This is a genomic window from Thauera humireducens, from assembly GCF_001051995.2.
Taxonomy (GTDB): Bacteria; Pseudomonadota; Gammaproteobacteria; order Burkholderiales; family Rhodocyclaceae; genus Thauera; species Thauera humireducens.
Genome location: NZ_CP014646.1, coordinates 1,593,343 through 1,610,867, shown reverse-complemented (window position 1 = coordinate 1,610,867; position 17,525 = coordinate 1,593,343). Strand labels below are relative to the sequence as shown.

At 64.6% G+C, this 17,525-nt stretch carries 12 protein-coding genes, 1 tRNA gene, 1 rRNA gene and 1 riboswitch; of the genes, 9 read left to right on the top strand and 5 right to left on the bottom strand.

Annotated features, from left to right (window positions below; genetic code table 11):
* Nucleotides 1–6 precede the first annotated feature (6 nt).
* The 6 genes from lpxK to AC731_RS07645 all read left to right on the top strand — a co-directional run bounded on the left by lpxK (nt 7) and on the right by AC731_RS07645 (nt 5,516).
* Nucleotides 7–1,005 (top strand): tetraacyldisaccharide 4'-kinase, encoded by a 999-nt coding sequence (gene lpxK / locus AC731_RS07670; protein ID WP_048704879.1) that lies wholly within the window; start codon nt 7–9, stop codon nt 1,003–1,005.
* A complete protein-coding gene (locus AC731_RS07665) occupies nt 986–1,177 on the top strand; it encodes a Trm112 family protein (protein WP_004262265.1) in 192 nt (63 codons plus the stop codon). Before lpxK ends, AC731_RS07665 begins: the two co-directional genes overlap by 20 nt.
* Before the next feature lie 5 nt (nt 1,178–1,182).
* Nucleotides 1,183–1,956 carry a 3-deoxy-manno-octulosonate cytidylyltransferase gene (gene kdsB / locus AC731_RS07660; protein WP_048704876.1) on the top strand — a complete coding sequence of 258 codons (774 nt, stop codon included), beginning with the start codon at nt 1,183–1,185 and terminating at the stop codon, nt 1,954–1,956.
* Between the two features lie 86 nt (nt 1,957–2,042).
* Nucleotides 2,043–2,696, top strand: a complete 654-nt coding sequence (gene adk / locus AC731_RS07655) for an adenylate kinase (RefSeq protein ID WP_004262275.1) — start codon at nt 2,043–2,045, stop codon at nt 2,694–2,696.
* Between the two features lie 129 nt (nt 2,697–2,825).
* A complete protein-coding gene (locus tag AC731_RS07650) occupies nt 2,826–4,082 on the top strand; it encodes a 6-phosphofructokinase (RefSeq protein WP_048704872.1) in 1,257 nt (418 codons plus the stop codon).
* Between the two features lie 96 nt (nt 4,083–4,178).
* Nucleotides 4,179–5,516 (top strand): SLC13 family permease, encoded by a 1,338-nt coding sequence (locus AC731_RS07645; protein WP_048709865.1) that lies wholly within the window; start codon nt 4,179–4,181, stop codon nt 5,514–5,516.
* A gap of 104 nt (nt 5,517–5,620) precedes the next feature.
* Here the strand turns inward: AC731_RS07645 and AC731_RS07640 are convergent, their stop codons facing one another.
* Nucleotides 5,621–8,236 (bottom strand): glycosyltransferase, encoded by a 2,616-nt coding sequence (locus AC731_RS07640; protein WP_048704871.1) that lies wholly within the window; start codon nt 8,234–8,236, stop codon nt 5,621–5,623.
* 268 nt (nt 8,237–8,504) lie between these two features.
* Between AC731_RS07640 and AC731_RS19525 the strand changes: the two genes are divergently transcribed.
* Nucleotides 8,505–8,942 (top strand): hypothetical protein, encoded by a 438-nt coding sequence (locus AC731_RS19525; protein ID WP_237266619.1) that lies wholly within the window; start codon nt 8,505–8,507, stop codon nt 8,940–8,942.
* Here AC731_RS19525 and AC731_RS07635 read toward each other — a convergent pair.
* From AC731_RS07635 to gcvT, 4 genes are all read right to left on the bottom strand, one after another.
* Nucleotides 8,841–10,454, bottom strand: coding sequence for a glycoside hydrolase family 17 protein (locus AC731_RS07635; RefSeq protein WP_048704870.1), 1,614 nt, complete (start codon nt 10,452–10,454; stop codon nt 8,841–8,843). The genes AC731_RS19525 and AC731_RS07635 overlap by 102 nt on opposite strands.
* Nucleotides 10,455–10,589: 135 nt before the next feature.
* On the bottom strand, nt 10,590–13,484 hold the full coding sequence (gcvP, locus tag AC731_RS07630) for an aminomethyl-transferring glycine dehydrogenase (protein WP_048704869.1): 2,895 nt from the start codon (nt 13,482–13,484) through the stop codon (nt 10,590–10,592).
* Between the two features lie 30 nt (nt 13,485–13,514).
* Nucleotides 13,515–13,901, bottom strand: coding sequence for a glycine cleavage system protein GcvH (gene gcvH / locus AC731_RS07625; RefSeq protein WP_048704867.1), 387 nt, complete (start codon nt 13,899–13,901; stop codon nt 13,515–13,517).
* Nucleotides 13,902–13,965: 64 nt separating this feature from the next.
* Nucleotides 13,966–15,057 (bottom strand): glycine cleavage system aminomethyltransferase GcvT, encoded by a 1,092-nt coding sequence (gene gcvT, locus AC731_RS07620; RefSeq protein ID WP_048704864.1) that lies wholly within the window; start codon nt 15,055–15,057, stop codon nt 13,966–13,968.
* Nucleotides 15,058–15,244: 187 nt separating this feature from the next.
* Nucleotides 15,245–15,329: riboswitch (glycine riboswitch) on the bottom strand.
* Between the two features lie 490 nt (nt 15,330–15,819).
* Here gcvT and AC731_RS07615 point away from each other — a divergent pair.
* Nucleotides 15,820–17,357, top strand: a 16S ribosomal RNA gene (locus AC731_RS07615).
* 74 nt (nt 17,358–17,431) lie between these two features.
* Nucleotides 17,432–17,508 (top strand) — tRNA-Ile (locus AC731_RS07610).
* Nucleotides 17,509–17,525 lie beyond the last annotated feature (17 nt).

Genomic DNA, 17,525 nt, shown 5'->3' with positions numbered 1-17,525 from the left:
GCTGACATGCCGGCCCGGGCTCCTGCGTTCTGGCGCCGGCGCGGCGCCATCGCCTGGCTGCTGTACCCGCTTTCCCTGCTTTTCGGAGTGCTCGCACGTAGGCGCCGGCAGCGCACGCGCGTCGAGCGGCTGCCCGTGCCGGTGATCGTTGTCGGCAACATTGCCGTGGGCGGTAGCGGCAAGACGCCGGTGGTGCAATGGCTGGTTGCACGTCTGCGTGCCGCGGGGTATTCGCCTGGGATCGTCAGTCGCGGTCACGGTGGAACGGTGACAGGCGTGGCGCAGGTGCCTGCCGACGGCGATCCGGCCGTCTACGGCGACGAACCGGTGCTGCTGGCGTCGTCGTGCGCCTGTCCGCTGGTCGTCGGGCGCGATCGGCCCGCGGCAGCGCGCGAGTTGCTGGGCTTGCATCCGGGTTGCGACGTGATCGTGTCCGACGATGGCATGCAGCATTACCGCCTCGGGCGGGCGATGGAGATTGCAGTCCTTGACCCGGCAACGCTCGGCAATGGACTGCTGCTGCCGGCCGGGCCGTTGCGCGAGCCGCTCGGTCGCCTCGGCGAGGTTGACCTTGTGATCGCACACGGCGCGTTGTCGCCCGCGTTGGTGACCGCGCTGGGCGAGGTGCCGTGTTATCCGATGGCGCTGGGCGGTGGCGTGCTGCGCTCGCTCGATGATCCGTCGCGCATCGTGCCGATCGGGACGATGGCCGGGCGCGCGGTTCACGCCGTGGCGGGCATCGGACGTCCCGAGCGGTTCTTCGACCAGCTCGAAGCCTTCGGCATTCATCCGATCCGTCATCCCTTCCCGGACCATCATGTGTTCGTTCCCGAGGATCTGTCCTTTGGGGACGCAGTGCCGATCCTGATGACGTCGAAGGATGCGGTAAAATGCCGGGCTTTCGCGCCTGGCGACGCCTGGGAGTTCCCGGTTGAGGCGCAGATCGGTTCGGGTGCCGCCGAACGCATCCTGGAGAAACTGAAGAATGGACGCACGACTGCTTGAAATCCTTGTCTGCCCGCTGTGCAAGGGTCCGCTGGACTACCTGAAGGACAAGCAGGAACTCGTCTGCAAGGCGGACCGCCTGGCCTTCCCGATTCGGGACGGCATTCCAGTGATGCTCGACGAGGAGGCGCGCACGATGAGCGCCGAGGAAGTGGACGCGCTGCGCAAGTGAGCGCGATGGCGAGCCCGTTCCGTATCGTCGTGCCGGCGCGTTACGCCTCGACACGGCTGCCGGCAAAGCCGCTGGCGGATATCTGCGGCAAACCGATGATCGTGCGCGTGCTGGAGCGGGTTGCCGGCGCCGGGGCGACCGAGATCTGCGTCGCCACCGACCACGAGGAGGTGCGTGACGCCGTCCTCGCGGCGGGCGGGCAGGCCGTGATGACCCGCGCGGACCACCGGAGCGGGACCGATCGTCTGGCCGAAGTCGCCGTGCTGCGGGGCTGGGGTGATGACGAGATCGTGGTCAATGTGCAGGGTGACGAGCCGCTGATCGACCCGGCCGCGGTGGCCGCGGTAGCCGAGGCACTCGCCGCGGATCCGCAGGCGGCGATTGCGACGGCCGCCCATGCGCTGGTGTCCGCGGAAGATGCGTTCAACCCCAATGTCGTCAAGGTTGTGTGCGATGCGGCGGGGCGCGCGCTGTACTTTTCCCGTGCGCCGATTCCCTGGGCCCGGGACGCCTGGGCAGGGCGTCGCGACGAGGTCCCGCCGGGCTTGCCGATGCGTCGCCATGTCGGTCTGTACGCCTATCGGGTGTCCTTCCTGCGGCGGTACGCGCAGCTGGATCCCTCGCCGCTCGAGCACTGGGAGGCGCTCGAGCAATTGCGTGCGCTGTGGCACGGCTATCGCATTCAGGTCCTCGATCTTGTTTCCGCGCCGGCGGCCGGCGTAGATACGCCGGAGGACCTCGAGCGTGTCCGCGAGGTCTATCGCGTCGCGGGGGTTTGACCCCACACGTCGTGTCGGTTAATTTCCAGAAAATTCTGCATTAACAATGGGCCATATTTCGTGGCCGACATTCATCGGGAGGGTGTATGCGACTGATTCTGTTGGGACCGCCGGGCGCGGGCAAGGGTACGCAGGCCAACTTCATCAAGGAGAAGTTCGGCATTCCGCAGATTTCCACGGGCGACATGCTGCGCGCAGCGGTCAAGGCCGGCACGCCGCTGGGCATCGAGGCCAAGAAGGTCATGGACGCCGGCGGTCTGGTGTCGGACGACATCATCATCGGCCTGGTCAAGGATCGCCTGCAGCAGGATGACTGCAAGTCGGGCTACATGTTCGACGGCTTCCCGCGCACCATCCCGCAGGCCGACGCGATGAAGGACGCAGGCGTGCCGATCGACTTCGTGCTCGAGATCGACGTGCCCGACGCCGAGATCGTCGAGCGCATGAGCGGTCGCCGCGCCCACCTGGCTTCGGGTCGTACCTACCACGTCAAGTACAACCCGCCGAAGGTCGAGGGCAAGGACGACGTGACCGGTGAGGATCTGGTGCAGCGCGACGACGACAAGGAGGAGACGGTCAAGAAGCGTCTCGACGTCTATCACGCGCAGACCAAGCCGCTGGTCGAGTACTACAGCAAGTGGGCTGCCTCTGGCGATGCCAACGCCCCCAAGGTACGCAAGATCGCTGGTCTCGGCGCAGTCGAAGAGATCACGGCGCGCGCATTCGAAGCGCTGAAGTAAGCTCGGCTCCGCCCGTCTTCGCGGCCGGAACCCGTGATCGGGTGCCGGCCGTTTTGTTTTTCTGCTCTGCGGTGCGCCATGCACCGGTGTAAGCGTGCCGTCAAACTCTGCCGGCAAGCTGGGTGAACCATGAAGCAATCCAATCTCCTGTATGCCCATTCCGGCGGTGTCACCGCCGTGATCAACGCGTCGGCGGCGGCGGTCATTGCTGCCGCGCGCACGCGCCCGGAGCGCGTCGGCAAGGTGTTCGCTGCCCGTCGTGGCATCCTCGGCGTGCTGGCCGAGGATCTCTACGACACCGAGGCCTTCGACGAGGAAGCACTCGCCCGGCTGATGCTGCGTCCCGGCGGTGCTTTCGGCTCATGTCGCTTCGATCTGCCGAGCGAGGACGGCCAGCGGGTCACGGACCGCCTGTTCGAGGTGTTCGCGGCACACGACATTGGTTACTTCCTCTACAACGGCGGCAACGGCTCGATGGATGCGGTCGCCCGCCTGCACGATGCGGCTCGCGAGCGCGGCTATCCGCTGGTATGCGTCGGCGTGCCGAAGACCGTGGATAACGACATCGTCGGCACCGACTGCTGCCCGGGGTTCGGTTCGGCGGCGAAATACCTGGCGACCTCGATGCTCGAAGCCGGGCTGGACATCGCGTCGATGGTCGGCAGCCGGGGCAGTGTGTTCGTGATGGAGGTCATGGGGCGCAACACAGGCTGGCTGGCCGCTGCCACGGCGCTGGCCGCGAACGGCGACCCCGATGCCGCGCCGCACATCGTGCTCGTTCCCGAGGCGACCTTCGACGAGGAGGCCTTTCTTGCCGAGGTCCGGCGCGTCACCGAGCGTCTCGGCTATTGCGCGATCACGGTCGCCGAGGGCATCCGTCGCCCGGATGGCAGCCTGATCATGGAGAAGTCCCGCGACCCGCGAGGCTACGTGCAACTGGGCGGCGCGGGGTCGGCGATCGCGCGCATGATCCACGAGCGGCTGGGCTACAAGCATCACTGGGCAATCCCGGATTACCTGCAGCGTTCGGCAGGGCACTGGCTGTCTGCGGTCGATCACGCGCAGGCGGTGGCTGTCGGCCGGGCGGCGGTGGAACTCGCGTTGGATGGACATGGCGGCGTCTTCCCGGCCATCCGGCGTCTCGCCGATGCGCCCTATCGCTGGGAGGTCGCCGAGGAAGACACGGGGCGCATCGCCAATCTCGAGCGCAGGCTGCCGCCCGCATTCGTGCGTGCCGACGGGCTCCACGTCACGCAGGCGGCTTGCGACTACATCCGGCCCTTGATCCAGGGCGAGGTCGCGCAGGCGACGCGCGACGGGCTGCCCGATTATGGACCGCTGCCACTCGTGATGGTGCCGCGGCGTCTGGCGCGCTGGGTTGCCTGACAATGGAGGCACCGGGATTCGACCCCGCCCGTTTCAGCCTGCGTCGAGCAGGAGACGGGGCGGGCGGCCTTGCGGCACAGTATGAGGCGCCATCTCGTGCGTCGTAGCGTGAACCTGCTGATCGCCGGCCTGCTGTTTCTGGGCATCGAGTTCATGCTGGGTGACGAGCTTGGGCGGACGGCTGCGGGGCTTGCCCTGATGGCGACGATTGCCTGGCTGTGGGTCTCCGAGGCGCTGCACGTGAGTGTGACTGCGTTGCTGGTGCCCCTGCTGGCGGGGCTCAGCGGCGCGATGGCTTTCGACGAGGCGCTGCTGCAGTTCGCCGACCCGGTCATCTTCCTCTTCATTGGCGGTTTTGCGCTGGCCGCGGGCTTGCAGCGCCAGGGGCTCGATCGCTGGATGGCAGCGGAGGTCCTGAGCCGGGCCGGAAGCGACTTCGGTCGCGCCGTGCGCTGGCTTTTCTGGCTGACTGCCTTTCTGTCGATGTGGATCAGCAACACCGCAACCGCGGCGATGATGTTGCCGCTCGCGCTCGGCCTGCTCACCGCGGTGTCACCCGAGCGCGACCGCGCGACCCATATCTATGTGCTGCTCGGCGTAGCGTTCTCCGCCAATATCGGCGGCATCGGCACGCTTGTCGGGAGCCCGCCCAATGCGATCGCGGCCAGCAATGTCGGCATCAGCTTTGCCGGTTGGCTGGTTTGGGGTGTTCCGCTGGTCCTGCTGCTGATGCCCCTGATGGAGATCGCGCTGCGCCGCGCCCTGAAGCCACGACTGGACTTCTTCGTACCCCAGACCGAGGTCGCACGCGTGTGGACGCGGCGGCAGAAATGGATGATGGCGCTGTTCGGGCTGGTCGTGCTGCTGTGGGTCTTCGGTGCTCCGCTCGGCGCGAAGCTGGGGATCGTGCGCGGCTACGACGCCGCCGTCGCGGTGTTCGCCCTGCTGTGCCTGCACGGTCTGGGGCTCGCGAGCTGGGCCGACATCGAGCGCGGTACGGAGTGGGGCGTGCTGCTGCTTTTCGGCGGCGGTCTGGCATTGAGCAAGGTACTGGCCGAAAGCGGGGCCGCGGCCTGGCTGGCGGCGCAACTGGGCGAGCCGCTGCTCGCCTTGCCGGTGCTGGCCTGCGTGGCCTTGATGGTGCTCTTCGCGTTGCTGCTGACGGAATTCACCAGCAATACCGCGAGTGCCGCATTGCTCATTCCGCTCTTCCTCGGCATGGCACCGCATATCGACAGTGTGCCGCTTGCTGTCCTCGTGGCGGTCGGTACGTCCTGCGCCTTCATGCTGCCCGTGGCGACGCCCCCCAATGCGATTGTGTTCGGCACCGGCATGGTGCCGCAGCGCGAGATGATCCGCTGTGGCGTCTGGGTTACGGTGCTGCTGTATCCGCTGCTGATCCTGGTCGCCGCGCTGGCACTGAAGCTGCATTGACCACCAGTTCGCTCGCGGCGATGGATGTGGATGCAGAAGGGGGTGGTTTTGCGACCGCCCCCTTCTGCATTGACGACGTGGGTCAGCGACGTGGGCCAGGCTGATCAAGCGTTGCTGGGAACCGCTCCGCCGTGTTCGCCCTGCACCGGTCGCTCGGGCATGTAGGCGGCCACCTGGCACAGGATGGCGGCCACGTAGGGAATGCACTGCAGGCAGAGGATGCCGACCCACAACTGGGTTTCGAGGTTGGCGGCGCCGCGTTGGGCGACCAGCGTGGCGGCGCCGAGCAGCAGGGCGAACAACATGCCGATCTCCTCGCGGATCGGGTTGAAGAAGGCGAGCGCACCGCCGCCACGCCAGCCCTTGGGCGTCACGACGAACACACCCTTCTTCTTGACCAGGCCGGCGAACACGCCGCGCGCGATGGCATGTGCCAGGCCGACCGACAGGATCGAGGCGCCGAGGATGTCCTTCCACGGGCAGTCCATGGTGCGCCGGTACAGAATCGGGCCGAGCGCGGCCTTGAAGATCATGAATCCGAAGATCGGTAGCGCAAGCGAGACCACCGGCAGGCCGAATGCCTTGGGGAACAGCAGGATGCCCAAGGTCCACAGCAGGCTGCCGAAGGCGAAGACCAGCTGCAGCGCGTCGCCCAGCCAGGCGAACCAGCCGGTGAGGAAGTGGTAGCGCTGCGCGAGGTTGAGGTTGCTGCGGCCGATCATGTGCGGCAGGTGCGCCTTGAGGATCTGCATCGCGCCGAAGGCCCAGCGGAAGCGCTGGCTCTTGATCGCGGCGAAGCCCGAGGGCGTGAGACCGCGCCCCAGGATGTGGTCGACGTAGCGGGTGTCGTAGCCCTTCTCGATCAGTCGCAGGCCGAGCTCGGTGTCCTCGCAGATGCACCATTCCGACCAGCCACCGACTTCCTCCAGTGCGATGCGGCGCACCAGCGTCATGGTGCCGTGCTGGATCAGCGCGTTGCGCTCGTTGCGGTGGTGCATGCCGATGCGGAAGAACCCGTCGAACTCCCAGTTGCACATCCGCTTGAAGGGCTGGCCTTCCCAGTCGCGGTGCGCCTGCGGTGCCTGCACGACGGCGACGTCCGGCTTGTCGAAGTGCGGGATCAGGCTCGCGAGCCAGTCCGGATCGACGACGTAGTCGGCATCGACCACGCCGACGACTTCGGCGCGCGGATCAGTGACCTTGAGGCCGTAGTTCAGCGCGCCAGCCTTGAAACCGGGCCAGTTGGCGAGATGGAAGAAGCGGAAACGCGGGCCGAGTTCGGCGCAACGTTTCTCCAGCGGCTTCCAGAGCGCTTCGTCGCGGGTGTTGTTGTCCAGCACCAGCACTTCGAAGTTCTGGTAGTTCATCTTCGCCAGGCTGTCGATGGTCGCGATCACCATCTCGGGCGGCTCGTTGTAGCAGGCCAGATGCACCGAGACGAAGGGCTGCTTGTCCGGGTCGTGCGGCGGCAGCGGCATGAAGCGGCGCTGCCACTTCTTCTTGAACAGCATCTCGCCGAATTCGAAGCCGTGCGACAGCAGCACCGCGGCGGTGAGCACGGTGGCGCCGATCAGCAGGCCGAGGCCGATGAGGTCGCGCTGGGTGAGGTAGTACTCGACCGGCACGTTGAGGCCGACGATCAGCGTCGAGACGCAGGCCTGGATCAGGCCGGCGAGGAAGACGCGACCGAAGACGTTCCAGTCCGACAGGAAGAAGGCGATCAGCAGCATCGGCAGGAAGGCGAGCGCGGCGGCGTTGGCGGCCTTCTTGGCCCAGTGCGGGTCACGCTCGATGACGCCTTCCAGCGGGAACTTCTGCTCGCGATCGGCGTTGAACATGCCCCAGTAAGGACCGGCCCAGCCCTCGACATCCACCTTCCAGGGCTGGTCGATCGCTTCCATCAGGAAATAGTCGATCCGCGCAGTGCGCGGATGAGCGAGGAAATCGCGAATGAAGCGCGCCTCGTTGTCGAGCGAGGGCACGGCGGCACCCAACGTCGGGCCCTTGCTCGGCCAGCCGATTTCGCCCACCACGATCTTCTTGCGCGGGAAGGTCCTCACCAGCTCGTCGTAGCGCTGGAAGGCGTACTCCACCGCGGCTTCGACCGGCACGCCCTCGTGATAGGGCAGGAGGTGAACGGTGATGTAATCGACGTGCTTGGCGAGCTCGGGATACTTCAGCCAGACGTGCCACGGCTCGGCGGTCGAGACGGGCTTGCGCACGGCCTTGCGTACGCGGTCGAGATACTCGATGACGTCGCTGGCGCTCAGGTCGCCGCGCAGGATGGACTCGTTGCCCACCATCAGGCGCTCGACGTGCCGCATCTTGCGTGCGGCATCGATCAGCGCGGTGATCTCACGCTCGTTCTTCTCCCGGTCCGGATCCAGCCACGCGCCGGCGGTGACGACCATGTCGCGCTCTCCGGCCAGGTCGAGCAATGTTGGCAGGTCGGTGACGCCATAGGTGCGCAGTCCGTCGGACATGCGCCCAAGCAGATCGAGGTCGGCGGCAATCTGTTCAGTGGTGGGGTAGGTGCCCTTCAGTGGACTCTGATCACGCTGGAAACCGTTGTAGGCAAAGCCCTTGATGCTCTGGTTGGTGCCGATGTGCTCGGCACCGCGGTTGAATTGCTGCCAGATCCAGTACTGGAAGAACGCGACCCCCGCAGCGATGGCGAGCGCAATCGCGACACGGTAGAGGATCGAGGCGGCATGTTTCATGTCGGGTCCTGAAGGGCGGAGCAAGAGGGAAGAACTCGGTGGATGGAAGTTCCACCATTTGAATCATGGAACAATCGGCGAGAACCGACTACTGCAGCGCGCAAATACCGCGGGTGAAATCCATGTGACACAATCGCGCCTTTCGCCGTCGGTATCGAGCGATGGCATTTTATGCACGATTTCAGCTGCTTACGAGCCACATTCAGTGCCAATTTGCAACATCGCTTGAAGCGCGGGCCGAAGTGCTGATTTACAAGGGAAACGCGGAATGAGACCAAATAGTTTGGGCAAACACGGTATCGCAGCAATCGTCGTCTGGGCGCTGCTGGTGCTGGGTTTCGCGCTGGGCGTACGCCATGGTCTGCTGGAGAACGGCGTATTGCCGCGCGACTGCAGCCTGGTGGAGGCGCAAGGGGCTTTGTGCACATTCAAGACGGCGCTGGTGCAGAGCTTCCTGCACCAGCGCATCGGCTGGTTCAGCCTGGCCTGCGGGGCGCTGGCCTTTGCGCTCGGGTGTCGCCGCTTCGCATGGGCCGGATGGCTGAGCGGCCTGGCCGGGCTGGTGTTCTACAGTTACGATCCGGCCGCAGTAGGCGCCCTGCTGTCACTGCTCGTGCTGGCGCGACCGCACCAGCAAGACGGGCAGGGCGAGCGCCAGGCCGGTCAGCAACCAGCCGATGGCCTGGGGGTTCGCCGGCTCGGGTAGCCAGCGTCCGACAACCGAAAGGGCGATGACGACGGCGAAGATGCGTTCAGCCCGGGCGTGGGGCGGCTGAAACCAGCCGACCACCCCGAGCAGCGCTGCGGGCGCCAGGTAGAGCAGGGTCGGGAAGTCGCGGTAGCGCGAATCGACGAACAGCAGCAGTGCGGCGACAGCCGCGGCGAACAGCAGCGCGCCGCGCAGCAGGCCGAGGACATGGGCAGTGCCGAAGCCGGCCTGTCTGCCGCGGATCGTGTGCCAGGCGTGCGCGGCCGAGGGGATCGGCGTACCGCGCCAGAGCGCGAGCGTTATCGCCAGCAGCACGGCAAGTACGGCAACGGCGCTGAGCAGGGTCCATTCGAGCGCGTTGCGGTAGGCGATCTGTGCGTGCTCGGCGTGAAGCAGGGCAATGAGTCCGGTCGTAGCGCCAAGAGCCACCAGCGCGCTCGTGCGCAGCGCGCCGCCGCCCTTGCTGCCCAGGGCCAGTAGCAGGCCGGCGAGGGCCCCCGCGGCGGCTGCCAGCAGGGGGGCGGTGAGCGAGTCGCGCTCGGCCACCGGCCCCGAAAGCGGGAACTTGGGCGCGAGGGTGTGCGCATCCAGCATGCCCCAGAAGCCGCCCACCGTGCCTTCGAGCTTGCGCTTCCAGGGCTGGTCGATGGCTTCGATCAGGTTGTAGTCCCAACCGCGCTGATGCGCCTGATGCACGAACTCCCGCACGTAGCGCGCCTGGTTGACCTGCGAGGGGTGTGACTCCTCTCGCTGTCGGCCCTGACTCGGCCAGCCTGTCTCGCCGATCAGGACATGCTTGCCGGCGAAGTGCTCACCGACCTGGGTGCGAGTGGCCGCGACGTGCTCGAGCGCGTGCTCGATGTCGACCGGCTCGTCCTCCCAGAACGGCAGGATGTGTACCGTTACGAAGTCGACCTCCTGTGCGAGGCTGTCGTGCCGCGTCCAGAATTCCCATACGTCGGCGTAGGTCACCGGAACCGTGGCGCGCGATTTCGTGTTGCGGATCAGGGCGCGCATCTCGTCTTCGGTGCGCTCGCGACGCAGCAGGACCTCGTTGCCGACGATCAGTGCGCTGACGACGTCGGCGTTGGCATTGGCGAGCGCGATGGCGCGGTCCAACTCCAGCGCATTCTTCTCCCGGTCGTGGCCGATCCACGCGCCGAGCAGGACCTTGATACCGACCTCCCGCGCAACCGCAGGGACTTGTTCCAGACCCTGATCCACGGAGTAAAGCCGGACGCAGTCGGTGATCTTCGACAATGCGGAGAGGTCCGCGGCGATCTGCTCATGGGGAATGCGCAGGCTCTCGTCGAACGGTGTCTGGCCCGGGCGGTGATAGGGCGCGTAGGAGACGCATTTCAGCTTCTCGCCATCGGCCAGGTGCAGATCGTGCATCTCGACGGGCCGGGTCTGCGACACGACCCAGGTCAGCAGGCCGGCAAGCAGAACGAGGTGGGTGAGCAGCAGGCTCGACCAGAGTGTCTTGTTATTCGCGCTGGGCTTGGACATGCGGGCTGTTTTATGGAACGGAAAGGGCGGCACTCGACGGCGGGAGGCGCGGCAAGTGGTTGTCGAAATTCAAAAAAGAAGCCACGCCGTTTCGGGCGTGGCTTCTTTTGGGGAAGCGCCGGGATTCTACCGGACTCAGGCTTCGTAGTCGCTCATCGGCACGCAGGCGCAGAACAGGTTGCGATCACCGTAGACGTCGTCGATACGATTCACGCTGGGCCAGAACTTGTTCTCCGCCACCCAGGGCAGCGGGAACACCGCCTGCTCGCGCGAGTACGGGCGCGACCACTCGCCGATGAAGTCGGCCTGCGTGTGCGGGGCGTTCTTCAGCGGGTTGTCCTCGGCTGGCCAGGTGCCGGACTCGATCTGATGGATCTCGTTGCGGATCGCGATCATCGCCGCGGCGAAGCGTTCCAGCTCGCTAAGATCTTCCGACTCGGTCGGTTCGACCATGATCGTGCCGGGCACCGGGAAGGACATCGTCGGTGCGTGGAACCCGTAGTCCATCAGGCGCTTGGCAATGTCGACCTCGGAGATGCCGGTCGCCGCCTTGATCGGGCGGATGTCGAGGATGCATTCGTGCGCGACACGACCCTGGCTGCCGGTGTAGAGCACCGGGTAGTGGTCCTTGAGGCGAGTAGCGAGATAGTTGGCGTTGAGGATCGCCACCTGGGTCGCCTGCTTGAGCCCTTCGCCGCCCATCATCGTGATGTACATCCACGAGATCGGGAGGATGCTGGCCGAACCGAAGGGCGCGGCCGACACGGCGCCCTGGCCGAGGTTCGGTCGGTCGGCACCGCCGGTGGGCTGCACGACGTGGTCGGCCATGAAGGGCGCGAGGTGCGCCGCCAGGCCGATCGGACCCATGCCCGGGCCGCCGCCGCCGTGCGGGATGCAGAAGGTCTTGTGCAGGTTCATGTGCGACACGTCGGCGCCGATCGTCGCCGGCGAGGTCAGGCCGACCTGGGCGTTGAGGTTGGCACCGTCCATGTACACCTGGCCGCCGTGCTGATGCACGATCGCGCAGATCTCGCGGATCGATTCCTCGAACACGCCATGCGTCGACGGGTAGGTGATCATCAGCGCCGCGAGCTGGCCCGCGTGCTTCGCGGCCTTGGCCTTCAGGTCATCAACATCGACGTTGCCGTTGTCGTCGCAATCGACCACCACCACCTGCATGCCGCACATCTGCGCGGTCGCCGGGTTGGTGCCGTGCGCCGACTTCGGGATCAGGCAGACATTACGGTGCGCCTCGCCACGGCTGGCGTGGTAGCGGGCGATCGCCACCAGGCCGGCGTATTCGCCCTGGGCGCCGGAGTTCGGCTGCATGCAGATTGCCGGGAAGCCGGTGACGGCACGCAGGTAATCTGCCAGGCCCTCGATCATCTCGAGGTAGCCCGCCGCCTGCTCGCGCGGTGCGAAGGGATGCAGGTTGGCAAACTCCGGCCAGGTAATCGGGATCATCTCGCTGGTCGCGTTCAGCTTCATCGTGCACGAGCCGAGCGAGATCATCGAATGATCGAGCGCGAGGTCGCGGTTCTGCAGCTTCTTCAGGTAGCGCAGCATCTCGTGCTCGGTGTGGTGCGCGTTGAACACCGGGTGCGACAGGATGGGGTCACTGCGCAGCAATTCTGCAGGCAGGGCGCCCCCCGCTTCGGCGACGCGGGCGTCCAGCGCGTCGAGGTCGGTGGCAACACCGAAGCAGCCCAGCACGGCAGCGATGTCCTCGCGCGTCGTGGTCTCGTCGACCGACAGGCCCAGGCGGGTGCCGGACACGCTGCGCAGGTTGAAGCCGGCGGCCTCGGCTGCTTCGACGATGGCCGGTGCGCGCGCGCCTACTTCAACTTCGAGCGTGTCGAAGAAGGTGGAAGCGCTGGGCTGGAATCCGGCGTCGGTGAGCCCGGCCGCGAGGAGGGCCGCGAGGCGATGGATGCGCGCGGCGATCGTCCGCAGCCCCTCGGGGCCGTGATAGACGGCGTAGAAGCCGGCCATGTTGGCCAGCAGCACCTGTGAGGTGCAGATGTTCGAGTTCGCCTTCTCGCGACGGATATGCTGCTCGCGCGTCTGCAGGGTCATGCGCAGCGCGGTCTTGCCGCGGGCATCCTTGGATACGCCGATGATGCGGCCGGGCATCGAGCGCACGAAGGCTTCGCGCGTGGCGAAGAAGGCCGCATGCGGACCGCCGAAGCCCATCGGTACGCCGAAGCGCTGGGCCGAGCCGAGGGCAATGTCCGCCCCCATGGCGCCGGGGCTCTTCAGCAGCACCAGTGCCATCAGGTCGGACGCGACGGCCACGACCGCACCTTTGTCCTTGAGCGCGGCGATGGTGGCGCTCAGGTCGGTCACTTCGCCGCGTCCGTTCGGGTATTGCAGCAGCGCGCCGAAAGCATCGTGTGCGGCAGCTTCGTCCGCCTTGCCGAACACCAGCTCGTAGCCGAAGTAGTGGGCGCGGGTGCGAACGACGTCGATCGTCTGCGGGAAGCAGGCTTCATCGATGAAGAAGACGTTCGACTTGGCCTTCGACACCCGCCGCGCCATCGTCATCGCTTCGGCCGCTGCCGTTGCTTCGTCCAGCAGCGACGCGTTGGCGAGCTCGAGACCGGTGAGGTCGATCACCATCTGCTGGTAGTTGAGCAGGGCTTCGAGGCGACCCTGGGCGATTTCCGCCTGGTAAGGCGTGTAGGCGGTGTACCAGCCCGGGTTCTCCATGACGTTGCGCAGGATCACCGCAGGGGTGTGCGTGCCGTAGTAGCCCATGCCGATCATGGACTTCTTGATGACGTTGCGACCGGCGATGGCTTTCAGCCGCGCCAGTGCTTCGTGTTCGGGCGAGGCGTCGGCGAGTGGCAGCGGTGCGTTGAGACGAATGCCGGCAGGCACTGTCTGCTTGATCAGCGCATCGACGTCGGACACGCCAAGTGTCGCGCACATGTGTGCGATCTGGTTGGCGTTCGGGCCGAGATGGCGATGGACAAAGCCATCGCGCTGCTCCAGCCTGGAAAGCGGAGCAGATAGCAGGGAAGCGGTCATGGTCGTTCCGGAATACGTGTGCTTTGGCGCTCAGGCTTCGGCGATCTCGGCCGCGTAAGCGGTGGCATCCATCAGGGCCGAAACATCGCCTGCATTCGCGGGCTTGATCTTGAACAGCCAGGTGGAATAGGCGTCGGTATTGACGCTTTCGGGCGCGTCGATGGCATCCTGGTTGTTGGCAATGATTTCGCCGGCGACCGGTGCGTAGATATCGGAGGCAGCCTTGACCGACTCGATCACCGCGCAGGCGTCGCCCGCGGCGAACGTGCGACCGGCCTCGGGCAGTTCCAGGAAGACCACGTCGCCGAGGGCTTCCTGGGCGTGATCGGTGACGCCGATCGTCAGGCTGCCGTCTGTCTCGACGCGGATCCACTCGTGTGACTTGGTGTACTTCAGATCGGCGGGAATGTTGCTCATGGTGTTCTCCAATGGAAAGAGGGATGGTTCGTGTTCTGCAATTCGGTCAGCAGCGAGATTGGGTCTAGATGAGCGGCTTGCCGTTGCGCACGAAAGGCAGCTTGACCGTGCGTGCCTTCAGGCGCTTGCCGCGAATCTCGACCTCTACGGCTTCGCCCGGCTGGGTGGCAAGCGGGACGCGCGCGAAGGCGATGGACTGCTCGAGCGTCGGCGAGAAGCTGCCGCTTGTGGTCTCGCCTTCGCCTGCGGCGGTGAAAACCTTCATGTGCGAGCGCAGGACGCCCTTGTCCTCGAGGATCAGACCCAGCAGACGGCGACTCGCCGGATTCGCCTCCAGCGCGGTGCGTCCGACGAAATCCCGGCTATCGTCCTTGAAGTCGACGGTCCATGCCAGCCCGGCATCGAGCGGCGAGACGGTGTCATCCATGTCCTGTCCGTACAGGTTCATGCCGGCCTCGAGGCGCAGCGTATCGCGTGCACCAAGTCCGCAGGGCTTTACACCCGCTGCGATGAGCTCGTTCCACATCTGTTCGACGCGCGTCGCCGGCACGGCGATCTCGAGTCCGTCCTCGCCGGTGTATCCGGTCCGGGCCACAAGCAGGTCACCAACGCGCGCGGCGCTGAATGGGGCGGGTACGCCGTTGGCACTCGACAACTCGGGGATCGCTGCCGTGGCGCGTTCGACCGCACGCGGTCCCTGAATCGCAATGATCGCGAGGTCACGGCGTCCCGCGAGCGTCACGTTTGCGCCAGTCGCCGCAATCCGTGCGCGCATCCAGGCGACGTCTTTGTCTGCCGTACCCGCGTTGACGACCAGACGATAGTCGCTGGGTCCGAAGCGATACACGATCAGGTCGTCGATAACGCCCCCGTGTTCGTTGAGCATGCAGGAGTAAAGCGCCTTGCCCGGCACCGTAAGCTTGATCACGTCATTCGCGAGCAGCCCGCGCAGGAAGATCGTGGCGTCGGGACCAGCCAGATCCAGCGAAAGCATGTGCGACACGTCGAACATGCCCGCATCGCGGCGCACGGCGTGGTGCTCCTCAATCTGAGAGCCGTAGTTGACCGGCATGTCCCAGCCGGCGAAATCGACCATGCGCGCGCCGGCCGCAACGTGGGCGGCGTGAAGCGGGGTTTGTCTGGAAGATGTACTCATCGAGAGCGGGCTCCGTTAGTGAACGAAAAGGGGCGGGCTCGGCTATGCGCCGGGCCCGCCCCATCTGTCCCTTGTACCTGAGAGATTTCGTTCCGGTCTTCATCCATATATATAGACGACGCCGGGCGAGTGCCCCTTCGGTGGGCCCGTGACATTGTGCGATGTCCGTGCCGCTCTCCAGACTTGTACTTCGCACGCGGTCCTTTTGCCTGAGCGGTTCCGGGGGTTGCGCCTTCGGCGACTCCAGTGGAGTTCTCTCCCGCGTGACGCGCGAAACTTAACATATTGAATGGTGCTGCGGGAGTGTTTTTCGACCGCTCGTCAGCGCATCGTCGAGCGTAGATCGCAGGCGCCGTCATATGCTTGCGCACGTCGAAATGCGCGCATGGATTTCTTTATTGTGAATTGATGTTGACGGTGCTGTTTGTGTGTCTATAATGCGCACCTCTTTCAGCGCTGACGCGGTTTCTTCGGAAGCGGCGGCGGGGCTGGAAGGATGAGGCGGGAGCTTCGCCGGGGCTTTGGGTTGTTCGATGATTCGGGCGACGCGGTTAAAAAAGTTTCGGTGGATGCTTGACAGGTTGTGTGAAGTTGAACATAATCTCGCTTCTTCGCTGCCGGGTGGCAGCGGTTCTTTAAAAAATTGAACAACCGATAAGTGTGGGTGCTTGGTTGTTGTGGTCGGCAGCTTAGGCTGCTTGGTTTCGCAATGATTAGGTGCTCATGCTGATTAAGTCAGTATTTTGAGTACTTTGCTGGATTGAACTTAAGAGTTTGATCCTGGCTCAGATTGAACGCTGGCGGCATGCTTTACACATGCAAGTCGAACGGCAGCACGGGCTTCGGCCTGGTGGCGAGTGGCGAACGGGTGAGTAATGCATCGGAACGTGCCCATTTGTGGGGGATAACGCGGCGAAAGTCGCGCTAATACCGCATACGCCCTGAGGGGGAAAGCGGGGGATTCTTCGGAACCTCGCGCAATTGGAGCGGCCGATGTCAGATTAGCTAGTTGGTAGGGTAAAGGCCTACCAAGGCGACGATCTGTAGCGGGTCTGAGAGGATGATCCGCCACACTGGGACTGAGACACGGCCCAGACTCCTACGGGAGGCAGCAGTGGGGAATTTTGGACAATGGGGGCAACCCTGATCCAGCCATGCCGCGTGAGTGAAGAAGGCCTTCGGGTTGTAAAGCTCTTTCGGCCGGGAAGAAATCGGCGACTCTAACATAGTCGCTGGATGACGGTACCGGACTAAGAAGCACCGGCTAACTACGTGCCAGCAGCCGCGGTAATACGTAGGGTGCGAGCGTTAATCGGAATTACTGGGCGTAAAGCGTGCGCAGGCGGTTTTGTAAGACAGATGTGAAATCCCCGGGCTTAACCTGGGAACTGCGTTTGTGACTGCAAGGCTAGAGTACGGCAGAGGGGGGTGGAATTCCTGGTGTAGCAGTGAAATGCGTAGATATCAGGAGGAACACCGATGGCGAAGGCAGCCCCCTGGGCCTGTACTGACGCTCATGCACGAAAGCGTGGGGAGCAAACAGGATTAGATACCCTGGTAGTCCACGCCCTAAACGATGTCGACTAGTCGTTCGGAGCAGCAATGCACTGAGTGACGCAGCTAACGCGTGAAGTCGACCGCCTGGGGAGTACGGCCGCAAGGTTAAAACTCAAAGGAATTGACGGGGACCCGCACAAGCGGTGGATGATGTGGATTAATTCGATGCAACGCGAAAAACCTTACCTACCCTTGACATGTCTGGAACCTTGCTGAGAGGCGAGGGTGCCTTCGGGAGCCAGAACACAGGTGCTGCATGGCTGTCGTCAGCTCGTGTCGTGAGATGTTGGGTTAAGTCCCGCAACGAGCGCAACCCTTGTCACTAGTTGCCACCATTCAGTTGGGCACTCTAGTGAGACTGCCGGTGACAAACCGGAGGAAGGTGGGGATGACGTCAAGTCCTCATGGCCCTTATGGGTAGGGCTTCACACGTCATACAATGGTCGGTACAGAGGGTTGCCAAACCGCGAGGTGGAGCCAATCCCTTAAAGCCGATCGTAGTCCGGATCGTAGTCTGCAACTCGACTACGTGAAGTCGGAATCGCTAGTAATCGCAGATCAGCATGCTGCGGTGAATACGTTCCCGGGTCTTGTACACACCGCCCGTCACACCATGGGAGTGGGTTTCACCAGAAGTAGGTAGCTTAACCTTCGGGAGGGCGCTTACCACGGTGAGATTCATGACTGGGGTGAAGTCGTAACAAGGTAGCCGTATCGGAAGGTGCGGCTGGATCACCTCCTTTCAAGAGAAAAGGCCGCGTACGGCCAAGTATCCACAACTTATCGGTTGTTCAGACCAAGAGCCTCGAAGGCGTGAGGGTCTGTAGCTCAGTCGGTTAGAGCACCGTCTTGATAAGGCGGGGGTCGTTGGTTCGAATCCAACCAGACCCACCAAGCTTTTTTGGGTTGCT